The organism is Vibrio sp. Isolate25 (genome assembly GCF_022398025.1).
GTDB lineage: Bacteria > Pseudomonadota > Gammaproteobacteria > Enterobacterales > Vibrionaceae > Vibrio > Vibrio coralliilyticus_A.
In genome coordinates this window covers 385,859-399,858 of record NZ_JAKEUT010000002.1, presented here as the reverse complement: position 1 = coordinate 399,858, position 14,000 = coordinate 385,859, and the positions used below count along the sequence as shown (strand labels likewise).

Below are 14,000 nucleotides of genomic sequence, written 5' to 3'. Positions count from 1 at the left end.
CAGTGGATTATTGCGCTAAGCTTCCTGCTTAAAAAAAGCCCACCTCAGTGGGCTTTAAGGGATATGAACAAACTCAGTCGTTAAATTAGAATGCGTAAGCCAGTTTAACGAATGATTCGATGTCGCCTTCTTCTGCGCCAACACCTAAGCTGTAACCTTCATCAGAGATGTGGTAAGCAACATCTACTAACGCAGTCACATTGTCAGTGAACGCGTAAGAACCGCCAAAGTTCACTGCCTCACGAGTGTCTTCGATCGTTACGTAGCCCACTGCTAGGTAAAGAGCATCGATAGTGTAACCCGCAGAAGTGTTGTACATCTTCACTTTCTTACCATCTGCGAATTCTTCTTCGGCAAATGTCGCGCCGATGCCTACTGAGCCCAGCTTCACAGAGCCGTTCACTAGGTAAAGTTTGTCAGTAGTACCTTTATCTTCATCGTTATCTTCGTAACCAAAGTTAACCATGAAAGTGTCGTTTTCATAACCTAGGTAACCGTTGTAACCTGGTTGGCGCTCTTCTTCAGCAGAATCGTCCGTATAGTTGCGGTCACCATAGTAAGAGATGCCGTACTTAACGCCTTCTTTATCGCCTTCAAACTTAACTACCTGACGTGCGTCAGAAGCGTCATTTGGTGACCATAGGAACTCAATAGTTTGGTCTGCAGCACCATCCACTGCGTCGAGAGCTGTGTCGTTAGCATAACCAGCAGAAACAACACCAGCTCCAGTTTTGTAACCAACCCAAGTATCTGTAATAGTAAACGTTGAGTCTGATGTACCGTAGTCATTTTCTACGTCAAATTCACCACCAAACTTACCGACAATGTTGCCGTTTTCGTAATCAGCGAAGATATCAAAACCCGTGACACCACCGTTGTAAAACTCTTCGTCTTTTTGTTTGTCGAAATTATTTACTTCTTCGTTTTCTTTACGGTCTGTTTGGTAATAACCACCAACGGCGATTTCACCTGATACTGTAAATTGGTCGCCTGAAAGTGCGTCTGCGGCTACCGCTGAACCAGTAATAAGAGATAGGGCTACTGCTAAAACTGTCTTTTTCATTTTCTATGTTCCTATAGATTTTTATTTATGAGCGTCAAATACCACCTGCCCGCTCTGGCTATAGAAACTATTGGCACTAATAATTATTAACAAATGAATCAATAAAAAATGACCGTAGCCACATAATTAAGGTTGTCGAAAACACTTAAGTTTTATTAATCACTAATAACAAGTAACTCAATTAAAAGAAAAAAGTGCCCCATGCTGTCATAGAAGATGAAAAGCAGCCTTGTCACTGAATTACGAACATGATTGAGTAAATACCGCCATACCTATGCCCTGAGCAGAAATATTCTTTGCTTTCTCAACCTCAACTAAACTTATAACTAAGAGGTTTGATGGAACAGACTGGTGTACAGATCCGCGATTGGACAATTCATTTGCCTTATTCTCATTCTTTGGGGTGGAGTCGTATGGTCCTCGCCACTGAGAGTGGCCCAGGATTTATGGCCCCCGTATGTCATGAATTCTGTATTAGGCAGTGGTATCGCGCATGATTTAGTCACCGATGGACTTGTCTCATCGGGCTATGAAGTTGAGTATTCTGTCAAACCATGGTCGCGAGTGCTGAAAGAAACTATTAATGGAAAAAATGACGTCATCATCGCCATCTGGAAAACAGAGCAACGCAATAAGGATTACTTGTTTACTGATGTCTATATGTACAACCAAATGGCTTTCGTGTATCGCTCTGACACCAAGTTCGAATACGTATCGCAAAACAGTTTAAAAGGGAAAAGAGTCGCGTTAATTAACAACTACGGCTACGGTGCTGGGCTACGCGAATTTGATGGGTTGATTCCAATAGACTCTATAGACTTACCTAATAGTATCCGTCTCGTTATGACGGATCGCGCTGATGTATTAGTCACAGACGAGGCTGTCGGCAGATGGACGGTAAAAGAGATGAGAATTAAGAAGGGCGAGCTGTACTTTAGCACGACTTACCTTGATTCAACCCCACTTCACGCAGCCGTCAGGCGAGATCACCCACAAGCTAAAGCAATCGTCTCAGCTCTCAATCGCTACTTCCGAGAGCATGCCGCTCAGAAGCTTGAGCAACTCAGAGTAAAGTACGGGTTAACTGACTAAATATGAACACTTGTTTATTCCGTCTGGCGCATTTCATTGTGGCAATCCACAAAATGATCACGAATGGTTTTATTCCCATAACATGGTGCAATCGCGTCACTACCTAATACAGTCAAGAAGAACTCGGGGGGGCCGACCCAATTCTCTGGCAAATGAGGAAAGAACCATAACAAAGCTCGACGAACAATATCAGGGACAGAAACGATCGAAACAGGCTTGCTCTGTACTTGAAAAGCCAAACGTGCGAGCTCATTAATCGATAATACCTCTGGGCCTCCGATATCATACTCATTTTGATCTGAGTCTAGCTGACTTAAACAAAAACTAGCCAAATCTTCCCCATCAATGGGATTCATTCGCATTGCCCCCTGACCAAATTGATAGATTCGCCCTTTGGCCGCCATACGATAGAACTCCTCAAGGTCTACAAAAAATCCATTTGGCCTGATGACACACGGAGATAAATGTTCTGAATTCAGTAATCGACGCGCAAATCTCTCTTTGGCTCGAAGCAATCGAACTTGTGGGTACTCTTGTGCCTTAAAGGCCGAAACATAGATAAACCGTCTAACGCCAGAGCTTTCCGCTTCAAGTAAGATATTTAGATTCGCTTGGTAATCGACATCCATATAACTGACATCATCCTTCTGGCGAGTAATACCTAAGCAAGAAATAACCACATCGACACCTCGGCATATGCCCTCAAGTTGCTCTGGCTTAGTGACTTGCGCCTCAACGATTTGTGATTCGCTGAGCCCTATTTCAATCAGCTTTTTCTTATTACGAGCAAGGGCAATAAAGTCGCGCTTCTGTTCTAAAAGCTGTTTCACAATATGCGTGCCCAAATAGCCTGTGGCGCCAACAACCAAAACTTTATGTGATGTTGCCATTCCATTCTCCTTATTCACTCATCATGACTTATTGACGATTCGATTTTCGTTGGGCGGTGTAATCCTTCACTAAACGCTCAGAACATTACCAATTGAAGAAGATATACTGGAATCTGTATATGATGGCTTCATTACTGCCCTTCTGGGACACGTCGCGCAGAGACAGAAGAGAACATTTCTACAAAGCGAAAACCGGAATCGAGCCCTACCTGATAATCATGCAACAACGCATCGCGACTGCTCATTAAAGAGTTAGATAGCAAAGGCTTGTCGGGCTTAATTTGCACAATAAAGCAGTCGTCAGGAGGATTATGCAGAAAGTTTTGAGTTAATGCGTAAGTTTGATAGTGCACCATGAGCATGTCAGCCAAACTCGAGTCAAATCTGTCCCCAAGTAAGTAGCCCAATCTATATATGCTGTCCGCTCCAAATAGCCAACGTCCTCCATTCAATGGCTCTATATACTGTTGGCTTATTTTTTCTTCTTTTGCACGTTGCAGTTGTTCATAAAAGAATGTTCGCCAGTCAATTTTCCATTGGGCAAACCTCTCTTGCCATTGTTCCTGTATTAATTGAAATGAGCCTCGATTCCAATTAATGCGTTCACCTTCAGGCAAAGGTAACGGCCCAGGCTCCTCTAGATCCTCACCTTCCGTACGAATGACAACGATACACCTTGCCTCTTTACGCCATGCTTCCTGAACTGGTATAGACGCCGAGACTCCGCCGTCCACATAAACCCCATGTTCAAACTCAACCGCTTCATGATAGAGCCTTGGAATTGCACAGGTAGCAATCAGCACTTTTCTCCAATCATCTTCAAGCATGGGCAGATAATGGTCCAATAGACGTCGGGTATCTGTCACTGCCGCATATGCTTTACGATCAGCCAACACCCGCCGACCCATATCAATATCTAGCTTATAAGGAAATTCACTGATTTTATCCAAAGCCCAGTCAAGGCCTAGATATTGTTTACGGCGGATGTAACGAAATAGATTGAAAAACTCTGGTTCAGTGGTGAGTTCAAGAATGAATGAGCGTCCCAAACCTCTTTGACGACATAGGTAGGCGCAAAGGTTTAATGCACCTGCGGATGTTCCATAAAAAGTATCAAAGGGATCGAAATTCGATAACTGAAAGGCATCAAGCACTCCCGAGGTAAAAATACCACGCTGACCACCCCCTTGAGCAACCAGCGCATTTTTACCACCTGTGTACTTTGCAAAGCGTTGAGTATCCAACTGGATAGCAGCGCTGGTAACCACACCGCTATTGTCCATAAGCTCAACCTAGGCTGAAGTGATTGCGATTAGGCCAAAACCTATCAGAACAGCAAAAACTGTTACAGTGATGACTAACGCATATTTCAGATCGTGTTCCATAGACACCTCCATTATTGTGTAACAAAGTAATAACATCGTTGTGAGATATCTTCAATAATTCCCTTTTTTGTGTGCGTAATTATGACGTTACTATCACAATTAGAAGATATCGCTCTGATAGGACAGTGCTTATGAACAACAAAAATATCCCTCTGCTCGGTTGCATTTTGCTTAGTTTTACTTCGACAACTTTTGCAGATGTATATCTAACACCTTGGGCTGGTTACACCTCAGGTGGCAGTGTAGAGAATCAAGATCAACAAGAGTACGATCTGAAAGGTTCCGAAAGCTTTGCAATAAGCGCTGAAATGGATCTAGACAAAGGCAGAATCGGTTTGTTTTACGCCAATCAAAAAACCGACGTAGAAACCGTCAGCCTCAGCTCAACCATGCACTATCTACATTTTCAAAGTAGCATTTATTATCCCGTTGAAGAGTCACTATACAGTTATCTTGGTGTTGGGCTGGGCGGTTCATACATAGATGCAGATTGGGTGGGCGATGAATTGGGCTTTTCTGCCAGTATCTTCGGTGGTTTTGAATATCGTCTCACTGAGCACTTTGCACTGAATACTCAGCTGCGTTGGCTTGGCACAGTTGTCGATAACGACACCAGTGGCGTATGCAATCTGCCCGCTTCACAGGAAGGAAGTTGCCTCATTAAATTCAAAACAGACTGGATGAACCAATTCTCGGCAAATGTCGGATTAACCCTACGCTTTTAGAGGCAATGCCTTTTATTGCAAATAACTTAGTAAAATACATTAGCTGAGCGTATATTTTTCAGTCATACGCTCTCTTAATTTTAAAAGAGTTATGTTTCATTTCACACAAAAAAATCTCAAGTTTATTCTAGAAAAGCATGCAAAAACCATTTAACTCACTAATAAGTCATCACAAATACATTTTTCTCACCAAGTCCCAACATTGAGCTCACAATTACAATCTATTGCTTTAACCTATGCTTGTAGTTAGTCTTTTCAATATGCACAGCTGATTATTTCAGTTAGAGCAAACACACATTGAAAAATTAAGCATTTATATCTGAGAAACCTTAAAGAAACCCAAATAAACAACCACAAACTTATTTAGATAAAGACAGTTAAGCATCCATATTAATCGTTATATCTGCTTTACTGATTATAAGTTTGCTCAGGCTCCCGTTCAGCCTGAAAGGGTTTGAGGTAGCTTCACTCTCGGAAATCGGATTGACAGGAGTCCTTTATGAAGCGAGAACAATGGGGATCCCGCGCCGGGTTTATTCTGGCGGCAGTGGGATCGGCTATAGGCTTAGGAAACATTTGGCGTTTCCCATATATGGCCTATGAAAACGGCGGTGGCGCTTTCTTTATCCCTTACCTTTTTGCAATGATCACTGCAGGCATACCTTTTATGATCCTAGAGTTCAGCATGGGTCAAAAATATAGAGGCAGCGCGCCAAGAACTTTAGCTAAAATTCACTCCAAATTTGAATGGCTTGGTTGGTTCCAGGTCGGCGTTGCTGCTGTCATTGCCGTTTACTACGTGGCTGTGATTGGCTGGGCGATCTCCTATTTTGGTATGTCGTTTAACCAGAGCTGGGGAACCGACACCAATGCATTCTTCTTTAGTGATTACCTAGCTTTAGGCGATAACTCGCCAACAGACCTTGGCAGTATCCAATGGAAGATTGCCATCGCGATGCTGATTGCTTGGGGGATCACCTACGCTGCTATTGTTGGTGGCGTTAAGGCTGGTATTGAGCGGGCCTCTAAAATCATGATGCCTATTCTCTTCATCATGGTCGTACTTCTTATCGGTCGCATGATATTTCTGCCTGGTGCTTTGGATGGCGTCAACTATATGTTCGAGCCTGACTTCAGCAAAATTTGGGATGTTAAAGTATGGGCAGCAGCGTACGGCCAAATCTTCTTCACACTCAGTATTGGTTTTGCCATCATGCTGGCTTACTCTAGTTACCTACCTGAGAAGTCGGATATAACCAACAATGCGTTTATGACCGTATTGATCAACTGTGGCTTCTCAATTCTGGCTGGTATCATGATTTTCTCTGTATTGGGCTACATGGCACAAGAACAGGGCAAACCACTGACTGAAGTGGTTTCTGCTGGTGTTGGGTTAGCGTTTGTGACTCTACCAGCAGCAATTAACTTGCTCCCAGCACCATATATCCTCGGTCCTCTGTTCTTCTTCGCTCTTGTCGTGGCCGGATTGAGCTCACATATCTCCATTATGGAGGCCGTTACGTCAGCCGTTATCGACAAACTAAAATGGAGTCGCAAAAAAGCGGCAACTGTTGTTATTGGCACGGGCGTGATTGTCTCAATGGCATTTGCAACCAATGGCGGTCTACTACTGCTAGATTTGGTCGATCACTTCGCGAACAATGTCGGCATCATGGTGGGTGGTTTTGTCGAGATTATTCTTATGGCTTGGTTACTGAACAAAGTTGGAGACGTACGTGAATACGTTAATGAAATCTCAGACTTTTCTGTCGGCACTTGGTTTGTTGTGTGCTTACGATTCATCACACCAGTCATGCTCGCTGTCATTCTCGCAACCAAACTACAAACCCTATTCACTGAAGGCTACGGTGGCTATGACCTAACACTAGGTTGGGCAATGATAGCAGCTCTATTCGTTATCGGTGTACTCATTAATGCAGCTAGCCGCAAGGAGGCCTAATTATGACAACAGGTGCAATTATTATGATGGTAGTAGGTTTAGGTATCACATGGGGTGGTGCTGCTATCTGTATCAAAAGAGCAATGAATAAGCAGGACTAACCTTACTGCTTATCTTTATCTCAAATGCCGACATTGAATGCCGACATTGAATGTCGGCATTTGTGTATTGATCAGAGCTAAAATGTGTACTTAACGCCGAGGGCTCCGCCAATCTGAAGTTCCGGGCCACTATACAAATCTAGCTCAGGGTGAACTTGACCATACATGTTCCAACCTTGACTGAAATTCCAGTTCAAACCAAGCGGCACACGGGCACCAAATTCGTTATGGTCCCATTCGCTCCATACCCCCGCTCCAATATACCAAGTGAAAGGTGTACTCTCGCTAAATTCACCACGCTTAATAATGTAATCAAACGCAGCGCCATCATTACCAACAGTAAAGCGATACTGATTATCCAGTTCAAGTACTGCACTTAAGTCTTGATCAACCGCCAAGCCCGCGGAAATACTCGTAGATTCAGAGCCCTCCGCAATCGTAGCAGTACTACCGATTAACGCTGATAGGGCCACCATAGTTTTAACTAGTGCACTTGTCTTCATCACTATTTACTCCCACAAAATAAAACAACATACAATCATCCCAATTTATGAGTTCACAGTGTCAAATAGAGGTAAAAGTAGGGTTAAAGGCAAGGCAGGTATGGAGCTAGCTCGGATCAAAAAAGGAGGCCGAAGCCTCCTTTTTCACACTAATGAAGAGTAGGAATTAACCGTGGTTACGGATCCATTCATCCATCTCAGTTTTTAGGTTGTCAGACTTAGTACCAAAGATAGCCTGAACACCACCTGCCACCACTACTACGCCTGCAGCGCCTAGTTGTTTTAGTTTGTCTTGGTCAACAGCTTCTGTATCCGATACTGCTACACGTAAACGAGTGATACATGCGTCTAGACCCGTGATGTTTGCTTTACCACCGAATGCTGCAACTAGCTCACCAGCCATGTCTGAACCAGATGTCGCGACTGCTTCTTCAGATTCATCTTCACGACCTGGAGTCTTAAGGTCCATCGCTTTGATAACAGTGCGGAATACTGCGTAGTAGATAACCGCATAAACCAAACCAACGCCTACCATCAGACCAATTTTTTGTGCGTTACCAGATAGTACAATGAAATCGATCAGACCGTGTGAGAACGAAGTACCATGTACAAAACCTAGAGTGTTTGCAACAACGTATGCAGAACCCGCTAGTAGAGCATGAATACCGTACAGTACAGGAGCAACAAATAGGAATGAGAATTCGATTGGCTCTGTGATACCTGTTAGGAATGAAGTCAGGGCAGCAGACGCCATGATACCCATTACTTTCGCGCGGTTCTCTGGCTTAGCAGAGTGAGCAATTGCAATAGCTGCTGCTGGTAGACCGAACATCTTGAACATGTAACCACCTGCTAACTGACCGAAGCCATTACCCGCAGCACGAGATGCTTCGTCTGCAATTAGGTAACAAGTTAGAACGCCGTTTTGTGTTTCGCCAGCAGCATTCACACAAGTACCCGCTTCGAAGAAGAATGGTACGTTCCAAACATGGTGTAGACCGAATGGGATTAGAGAACGCTCAACGATGCCGTAGATGCCGAATGCAACTTGTGGGTTCTGATGTGCAGCCCAGTCAGAGAAAGAAGCGATAGCGCCACCAATTGGAGGCCATACCACTGACAGTACAATACCCAGTGCGATAGCAGCGAAACCAGTAATGATAGGTACAGCACGCTTACCAGCGAAGAAGCCTAGGTATTCTGGCAGTTGAATCTTGAAGAAGCGGTTAAATGCCCATGCAGCCACACCACCAACAAGAATACCACCTAACACACCTGTGTCGATTTTCTCAACACCCATGACACCAGCCATCACACCCAGCGTTGCTGTCATGATACCGTAGCCAACGATTGCAGCCAGACCTGCTACACCATCGTTGTTAGTGAAACCAAGCGCTACACCCACCGCAAATAGCAATGCCATCTGACCAAATACAGAGCCACCAGCCTGTTCCATCAAGTTGGAAACAATTTCCGGAATAAAGCTCAGATCGGCAGCACCAACCCCGAGTAGAATACCTGCAACAGGTAAAACCGATACTGGTAGCATCAGCGCTTTACCCACTTTTTGCAGGTTGGCAAAAAGATTCTTAAACATGTTTATGCTCCTGAAAAGTTATAAGAATTATTGGGTTCTAACGGCACACCCCCGTAGCCTTAAATGTTAGCACCCAGAGAAAATGTAACCACGTAAAACAGTATATTTTCCGGCTCTAAATATATATTGATGGTGAACAAACTTTCTAGTTAGTGATGGAAATTAGTTTCAAACTAATAGATGGATCACAATCCATAAGAGACTAAATTAGCTCACTTTTACCATATATCTTATTGATATTTATAAACTTATCATGAAGCGCAATTAATTTTGATGAGTAAATAAAATAAGCCCGATTGTTATTTCATGTAACAAAATTACAATTTGATATTTACCGCCTCTCACCTTCAACAGATTTAGTAAACAAGCGACTTTTTATGAACTAACGTGATATTAGACACAAAAAAAAGGAGCAAGCGCTCCCTTTTTAACCAGAACTCTTTTTCTATCTCAAAAAAAGATTTCTGAAGTTTTCACTAGTTTTACTTCCGACTTCGCTCAACGAAGTATTTTTCAATTGGGCAATATAGGAAGCGACTTCAACCACATAGGCTGGCTGGTTTTGCTTTCCTCGATGCGGTACAGGGGCAAGATAAGGTGAATCGGTTTCAATTAATAACCTTTCAAGCGGTAAAACTTTCACCACTTCTTTCAACTCAATGGCTTGCTTAAACGTCACAATCCCTGAGATAGAAATATAAAAGCCTAGCTCCATCGCAGCTTCGGCAAACGCAAGATCTTCGGTAAAACAATGAATCACACCACCACACTTTTCTGCTTGACCACGACGAAGAATATCCAACGTATCTTGTCTAGCATTACGCGTATGTATAATCAAAGGCTTATTCAGCTTAACACCTAGCTCAACTTGCTGTTGAAATCTCAGCCTTTGTAACTCAGCGGTTTCAGGCTGGTAGTGATAATCCAGCCCGGTTTCTCCTATCGCTACCACTCTTGGGTTCGAGGCATATTCATGCAACCGATCCAACGCAAACTCACTCTCTACATCCAAAGGGTGAACACCACAAGAAGCGTAAACGTTGTCAAAAGGCTCGATCATTTCCAGCATGGCAGGGAAAGAGTCTAACGTCACCCCAACCGAAAGTAGCTCTGATACATTAGCGGCCTTGGCTTTCTCCACGACATCCTTAATACCAGAATGCAGCTCCTGATAATCCAATTTGTCTAAATGACAGTGCGAGTCTACGAACATGATTCCTCATTAAATCTAAATAACCAATCTAAGATTAACAGCTCACTATTTAGGCCAACGTGCTCTCTAAGCTGATCAAGTAACTGACTCAATGTGTCAGTTTGGCGGTACAATATCTGATAGCTGATACATCCTGCTAATAACTTTGCCCCTGGCGTGAAGTAAGGCTGATTCAAGCCAAAATGGACTTTTTGAGCATCTGTCATCAGGTACCACAACCATTGTAGGTACTCTACTGGTGAACTAGCCAGTTCTTTTGCTAACTTGACATTATCTCCCATATTTTGAACAACCTTTAGGAGTTCAGCTTCAAATGACAAATACTTCTCTTTGTAATCTTGTTCAATGAATGCTTGTGTTTTGAGCGGCGCGTTACCATTAATGTGCGCGACATAAGGTGCGATAGTGACAGACACTTGTGTGTTTAACCACTGAGTGACTACCTCAGGTTCTGGGTTCACCACCTGCCATTGCTGACAGCGGCTGGTTATGGTTGGTAATAGTTGGTGCACTTTGTGGCTCAACAAAAGAAACATACAGCTTTCGGATGGTTCTTCTAGTGTTTTCAGTAATGCGTTAGCCGCAGACTCGTTCATCGCTTCCGCTGGTTCAATAATGAACAGCCTAACCCCCGACAACTGAGAAGACTCCTGTGCCAAGCGATTACATTGGCGAATCTGTTCCACTGTAATCGCCTTGCCTTCTTTTTCAGGCTTAACGATATGAAAATCTGGATGGTTGTTCGCTTGCATCAACTGGCAACTATGACAGAAGCCGCAAGCTTCATTGACGTAATTGCTACACATCACAGCATTGCTGAATTTTTCGAGCAGCTGCTCAGCACCAAGACCTTCCTCTATAGCCAATAAGGTGGCGTTAGAGAATCGCTCAGCCTCAAGGCTTAATTGCCACTCCTGCCAGATATCAGTCAGCCAAGGATACAGTGCTTGCATAGCTATTGTTCCAACCAGTTGGTTAAGACGGTTTTGATGTCTAGCGCAACTTTATCAATACTTTGCTCAGCGTTAACGACAACGACGCTCGGGTCGTTGTCTGCCAACTCAAGATAACGCTCTCGTGTACGATCGAAAAAGCTCATATCCATTTTCTCGATTCGGTCTAACTCCCCACGCCCACGAGCTCGTTCAAGGCCGACGCGTGGGTCGAGGTCAAGATATATCGTTAGATCGGGTTTGAAATCACCCAATGTGGTCTGTTTAAGCACACTCATTGTTTGCTTGGAGATTTGACGACCACCACCTTGGTAGGCCTGAGAAGACATATCATGACGATCTCCTACCACCCATGTACCGTCAGCGAGAGCTGGTTTAATCACATTTTCGACCAACTGAACACGAGCAGCATACATAAGAAGTAATTCAGTCATATCTTGCAGCTCCTCACCTTGGTGCTCTTGCTTCACCAAGGTTCTGAGTTTTTCCGCTAATACCGTCCCACCAGGTTCTCGGGTGTTTCGGATTCGTTCTATACCCGTTTGTTTTAGCGTATCAAGCACTGCATTGATAGCCGTGCTTTTCCCCGCGCCTTCTAACCCTTCAATTACGATGAATTTCGCTTGTGTCATTTGTTGCTTCTTAATTGTCTTAAATACGCACGAACGGCTCGATTATGCTCGTTCAGTGTCTTGGAAAATACGTGGCCACCTGTACCGCTGGCCACAAAATAGAGATAGTTGCTATTTTCAGGATTAGTGGCTGCCGCGATAGAGGCTTCGCCAGGCATAGCAATTGGCGTAGGTGGTAAGCCAAATATCACATAAGTGTTATATGGTGTCGGTGTTCGCAAGTCTTTCTTACGTATATTTCCATCATACTTGTCACCCATGCCATAGATAACAGTGGGATCCGTTTGTAAACGCATTCGCTTATTCAGGCGATTAACAAAAACGCTCGCAACACGTTCGCGCTCAGCACCTACCGCCGTTTCTTTTTCGATGATAGAGGCAAGAATTAAAGCATCGTAAGGTGTCTTTAACGGCAAGTTGTCCTGACGTTGCTGCCAATGTTTTTCGAGAATCTGTTCAAGCTTGTCAGCCGCACGTTTGAGAATATCGAGGTCTGAAGTTCCAAACGTATAGTGATAAGTCTCAGCCAGAAGTAACCCCTCCAATTTGGATTGAGTAAGACCAATCTGTTGAGCAATTTCTGCTTCACTTAATTCTGACGTTTTATGTTCAAGGTATGGCGCACTCTCCATTGCTTCACGCCACTCTGCAAAGGTTGAGCCTTCAACAAATGTAATAGCAAACTGATGCTCTTTACCTGTCTTGAATAATTCTAGTGCTTGAGTGAGGTTGAGCTCTGGTTTAAGCAGATAGGTACCTGCTTTTACTTGGGTTAGTTCGGGATGAAAGCGACGAACGAATCGAGCCATATCACTAGACTCGATTAGGCCTTGCTCTGTCAACTCGGAAAGAAGGCGATTGAAACTCACACCGGACTCTAAGGTATAGATTTGTTCTTGTTCGAGCTTAAGGGGCTGAGCCACGTACTCATCCACTTGTTGCTTCACATATAGATATCCAGCGCCAGCGATCAGCATGGCGAGAACCAGAAAAAAGGTGATCTTTTTAATCACGGGTTAACCATCTCCTGAATTTTTTTCGTTATCGTTCCTATTGAATAGGCTTGTGTGCCAACACTTTTAACAGGAGCAACACCAAGAATCGAGTTACAAACAAACACTTCATCTGCACTATAGAGCTGATCAAGCGTATAGTCTCCGCTTTGAGCTTGAACACCGTCATGGAGCAAAGTCTCAATGACCACTCGGCGCATAACACCTGAAACACCTGCATTCGTCAAATCTGGGGTATGTATAATACCTTGCTTAACCCAGAACACATTGGCCATCGTCGTTTCAATGACTCGATCGTTCACATCTAAAGCAATGCCATCCGCCCAACCTGCATGATCCATTTCAGCTTTCAACAATATCTGCTCAAGACGATTATTATGTTTATGACCAGCTAACAAAGGGTTCAAGCCTAACCTTTTTTGACACACGCCTAGACAAATCCCATCCGTTAACCATTTTTCATAATGGACAGGATAGTGAAAGGCGCTAATAGTAACATTTGGTAAGGTCACTTGAGTAGGGCTATATCCACGCCCCCCTACACCGCGACTGATATGTAGCTTTAAACCAGATTTAGGCGCGTTGATCCGCGCGCTCCTGAGCCAAGTTTCTACATCCTGCCAGTCAGGTGGTTGGATATCGAGCACCTCCAAACAAGACTGCATTCGCTCTTTGTGCTTACCCCAATGTTCTATGTCACCATCAACAACCAACATGGTCGTAAAACAGCCATCTCCGTATTGAAACGAGCGATCTGCGAGCGCAATCATTTCAGCGGCCTGTCCATTAACCCAATACATATCAGTGCCCAAATAAAAGAAAACGGCTTAATGCCAAAGCATTAAGCCGTTTTATCACAAATTAGAGAATGAC

At 43.8% G+C, this 14,000-nt stretch carries 15 protein-coding genes; 4 read left to right on the top strand and 11 right to left on the bottom strand.

Going from position 1 to position 14,000, the window contains the following annotated elements; translation table 11 throughout:
* Positions 1 to 85: 85 nt before the first annotated feature.
* Positions 86 to 1,063, bottom strand: a complete 978-nt coding sequence (locus L1D15_RS08535; RefSeq protein ID WP_239867872.1) for a porin — start codon at positions 1,061 to 1,063, stop codon at positions 86 to 88.
* Between the two features lie 351 nt (positions 1,064 to 1,414).
* Here L1D15_RS08535 and L1D15_RS08530 point away from each other — a divergent pair, with 351 nt between their 5' ends.
* Positions 1,415 to 2,155, top strand: a complete 741-nt coding sequence (locus tag L1D15_RS08530) for a transporter substrate-binding domain-containing protein (protein ID WP_345779108.1) — start codon at positions 1,415 to 1,417, stop codon at positions 2,153 to 2,155.
* Positions 2,156 to 2,169: 14 nt separating this feature from the next.
* Here L1D15_RS08530 and L1D15_RS08525 read toward each other — a convergent pair whose 3' ends face one another.
* The 3 genes from L1D15_RS08525 to L1D15_RS08515 all read right to left on the bottom strand — a co-directional run bounded on the left by L1D15_RS08525 (position 2,170) and on the right by L1D15_RS08515 (position 4,430).
* On the bottom strand, positions 2,170 to 3,045 hold the full coding sequence (locus tag L1D15_RS08525; RefSeq protein ID WP_239875305.1) for an SDR family oxidoreductase: 876 nt from the start codon (positions 3,043 to 3,045) through the stop codon (positions 2,170 to 2,172).
* Positions 3,046 to 3,176: 131 nt separating this feature from the next.
* The gene (locus tag L1D15_RS08520; protein WP_239867863.1) at positions 3,177 to 4,328 is read right to left on the bottom strand and encodes a patatin-like phospholipase family protein; all 1,152 of its coding nucleotides are present in this window, start codon (positions 4,326 to 4,328) and stop codon (positions 3,177 to 3,179) included.
* A 9-nt stretch (positions 4,329 to 4,337) separates the two neighbouring features.
* On the bottom strand, positions 4,338 to 4,430 hold the full coding sequence (locus L1D15_RS08515) for a YnhF family membrane protein (protein WP_239836778.1): 93 nt from the start codon (positions 4,428 to 4,430) through the stop codon (positions 4,338 to 4,340).
* Positions 4,431 to 4,561: 131 nt separating this feature from the next.
* On the opposite strand from L1D15_RS08515, the gene L1D15_RS08510 reads away from it, so the two are divergent.
* The 3 genes from L1D15_RS08510 (at position 4,562) to L1D15_RS08500 (ending at position 7,216) form a co-directional block, all read left to right on the top strand.
* The gene (locus tag L1D15_RS08510; RefSeq protein ID WP_239875304.1) at positions 4,562 to 5,155 is read left to right on the top strand and encodes an outer membrane beta-barrel protein; all 594 of its coding nucleotides are present in this window, start codon (positions 4,562 to 4,564) and stop codon (positions 5,153 to 5,155) included.
* Positions 5,156 to 5,654: 499 nt separating this feature from the next.
* Positions 5,655 to 7,115: a sodium-dependent transporter gene (locus tag L1D15_RS08505; RefSeq protein WP_239875303.1), complete on the top strand. Its 1,461-nt coding sequence runs from the start codon at positions 5,655 to 5,657 to the stop codon at positions 7,113 to 7,115.
* 2 nt (positions 7,116 to 7,117) lie between these two features.
* Positions 7,118 to 7,216 (top strand): MetS family NSS transporter small subunit, encoded by a 99-nt coding sequence (locus L1D15_RS08500; protein ID WP_239836781.1) that lies wholly within the window; start codon positions 7,118 to 7,120, stop codon positions 7,214 to 7,216.
* 77 nt (positions 7,217 to 7,293) lie between these two features.
* Here L1D15_RS08500 and L1D15_RS08495 read toward each other — a convergent pair whose 3' ends face one another.
* From L1D15_RS08495 to pabC, 7 genes are all read right to left on the bottom strand, one after another.
* Positions 7,294 to 7,719, bottom strand: a complete 426-nt coding sequence (locus L1D15_RS08495) for a hypothetical protein (RefSeq protein WP_239868547.1) — start codon at positions 7,717 to 7,719, stop codon at positions 7,294 to 7,296.
* Positions 7,720 to 7,885: 166 nt separating this feature from the next.
* A complete protein-coding gene (ptsG, locus tag L1D15_RS08490; protein ID WP_239875302.1) occupies positions 7,886 to 9,316 on the bottom strand; it encodes a PTS glucose transporter subunit IIBC in 1,431 nt (476 codons plus the stop codon).
* 445 nt (positions 9,317 to 9,761) lie between these two features.
* Entirely contained in the window at positions 9,762 to 10,529 is a 768-nt protein-coding gene (locus L1D15_RS08485; protein WP_239875301.1) for a YchF/TatD family DNA exonuclease, read from the bottom strand.
* Positions 10,520 to 11,482, bottom strand: a complete 963-nt coding sequence (gene holB, locus L1D15_RS08480; RefSeq protein WP_239875300.1) for a DNA polymerase III subunit delta' — start codon at positions 11,480 to 11,482, stop codon at positions 10,520 to 10,522. Before holB ends, L1D15_RS08485 begins: the two co-directional genes overlap by 10 nt.
* Positions 11,483 to 11,484: 2 nt before the next feature.
* Complete coding sequence (tmk, locus tag L1D15_RS08475) at positions 11,485 to 12,114, bottom strand: dTMP kinase (RefSeq protein WP_239875299.1); 630 nt, start codon at positions 12,112 to 12,114, stop codon at positions 11,485 to 11,487.
* Positions 12,111 to 13,127 carry an endolytic transglycosylase MltG gene (mltG, locus tag L1D15_RS08470; protein WP_239875298.1) on the bottom strand — a complete coding sequence of 339 codons (1,017 nt, stop codon included), beginning with the start codon at positions 13,125 to 13,127 and terminating at the stop codon, positions 12,111 to 12,113. Before mltG ends, tmk begins: the two co-directional genes overlap by 4 nt.
* Positions 13,124 to 13,927, bottom strand: a complete 804-nt coding sequence (pabC, locus tag L1D15_RS08465) for an aminodeoxychorismate lyase (RefSeq protein ID WP_239875297.1) — start codon at positions 13,925 to 13,927, stop codon at positions 13,124 to 13,126. Before pabC ends, mltG begins: the two co-directional genes overlap by 4 nt.
* Positions 13,928 to 14,000 lie beyond the last annotated feature (73 nt).

Coding starts and splice junctions, on each gene's coding strand:
- holB (WP_239875300.1), bottom strand. CDS start 11,482: ATGCAAGCACTGTATCCTTGGCTGACTGATATCTGGCAGGAGTGGCAA.
- L1D15_RS08525 (WP_239875305.1), bottom strand. CDS start 3,045: ATGGCAACATCACATAAAGTTTTGGTTGTTGGCGCCACAGGCTATTTG.
- L1D15_RS08495 (WP_239868547.1), bottom strand. CDS start 7,719: ATGAAGACAAGTGCACTAGTTAAAACTATGGTGGCCCTATCAGCGTTA.
- L1D15_RS08515 (WP_239836778.1), bottom strand. CDS start 4,430: ATGGAACACGATCTGAAATATGCGTTAGTCATCACTGTAACAGTTTTT.
- pabC (WP_239875297.1), bottom strand. CDS start 13,927: ATGTATTGGGTTAATGGACAGGCCGCTGAAATGATTGCGCTCGCAGAT.
- ptsG (WP_239875302.1), bottom strand. CDS start 9,316: ATGTTTAAGAATCTTTTTGCCAACCTGCAAAAAGTGGGTAAAGCGCTG.
- L1D15_RS08535 (WP_239867872.1), bottom strand. CDS start 1,063: ATGAAAAAGACAGTTTTAGCAGTAGCCCTATCTCTTATTACTGGTTCA.
- L1D15_RS08520 (WP_239867863.1), bottom strand. CDS start 4,328: ATGGACAATAGCGGTGTGGTTACCAGCGCTGCTATCCAGTTGGATACT.
- L1D15_RS08510 (WP_239875304.1), top strand. CDS start 4,562: ATGAACAACAAAAATATCCCTCTGCTCGGTTGCATTTTGCTTAGTTTT.
- L1D15_RS08485 (WP_239875301.1), bottom strand. CDS start 10,529: ATGTTCGTAGACTCGCACTGTCATTTAGACAAATTGGATTATCAGGAG.
- tmk (WP_239875299.1), bottom strand. CDS start 12,114: ATGACACAAGCGAAATTCATCGTAATTGAAGGGTTAGAAGGCGCGGGG.
- L1D15_RS08505 (WP_239875303.1), top strand. CDS start 5,655: ATGAAGCGAGAACAATGGGGATCCCGCGCCGGGTTTATTCTGGCGGCA.
- L1D15_RS08500 (WP_239836781.1), top strand. CDS start 7,118: ATGACAACAGGTGCAATTATTATGATGGTAGTAGGTTTAGGTATCACA.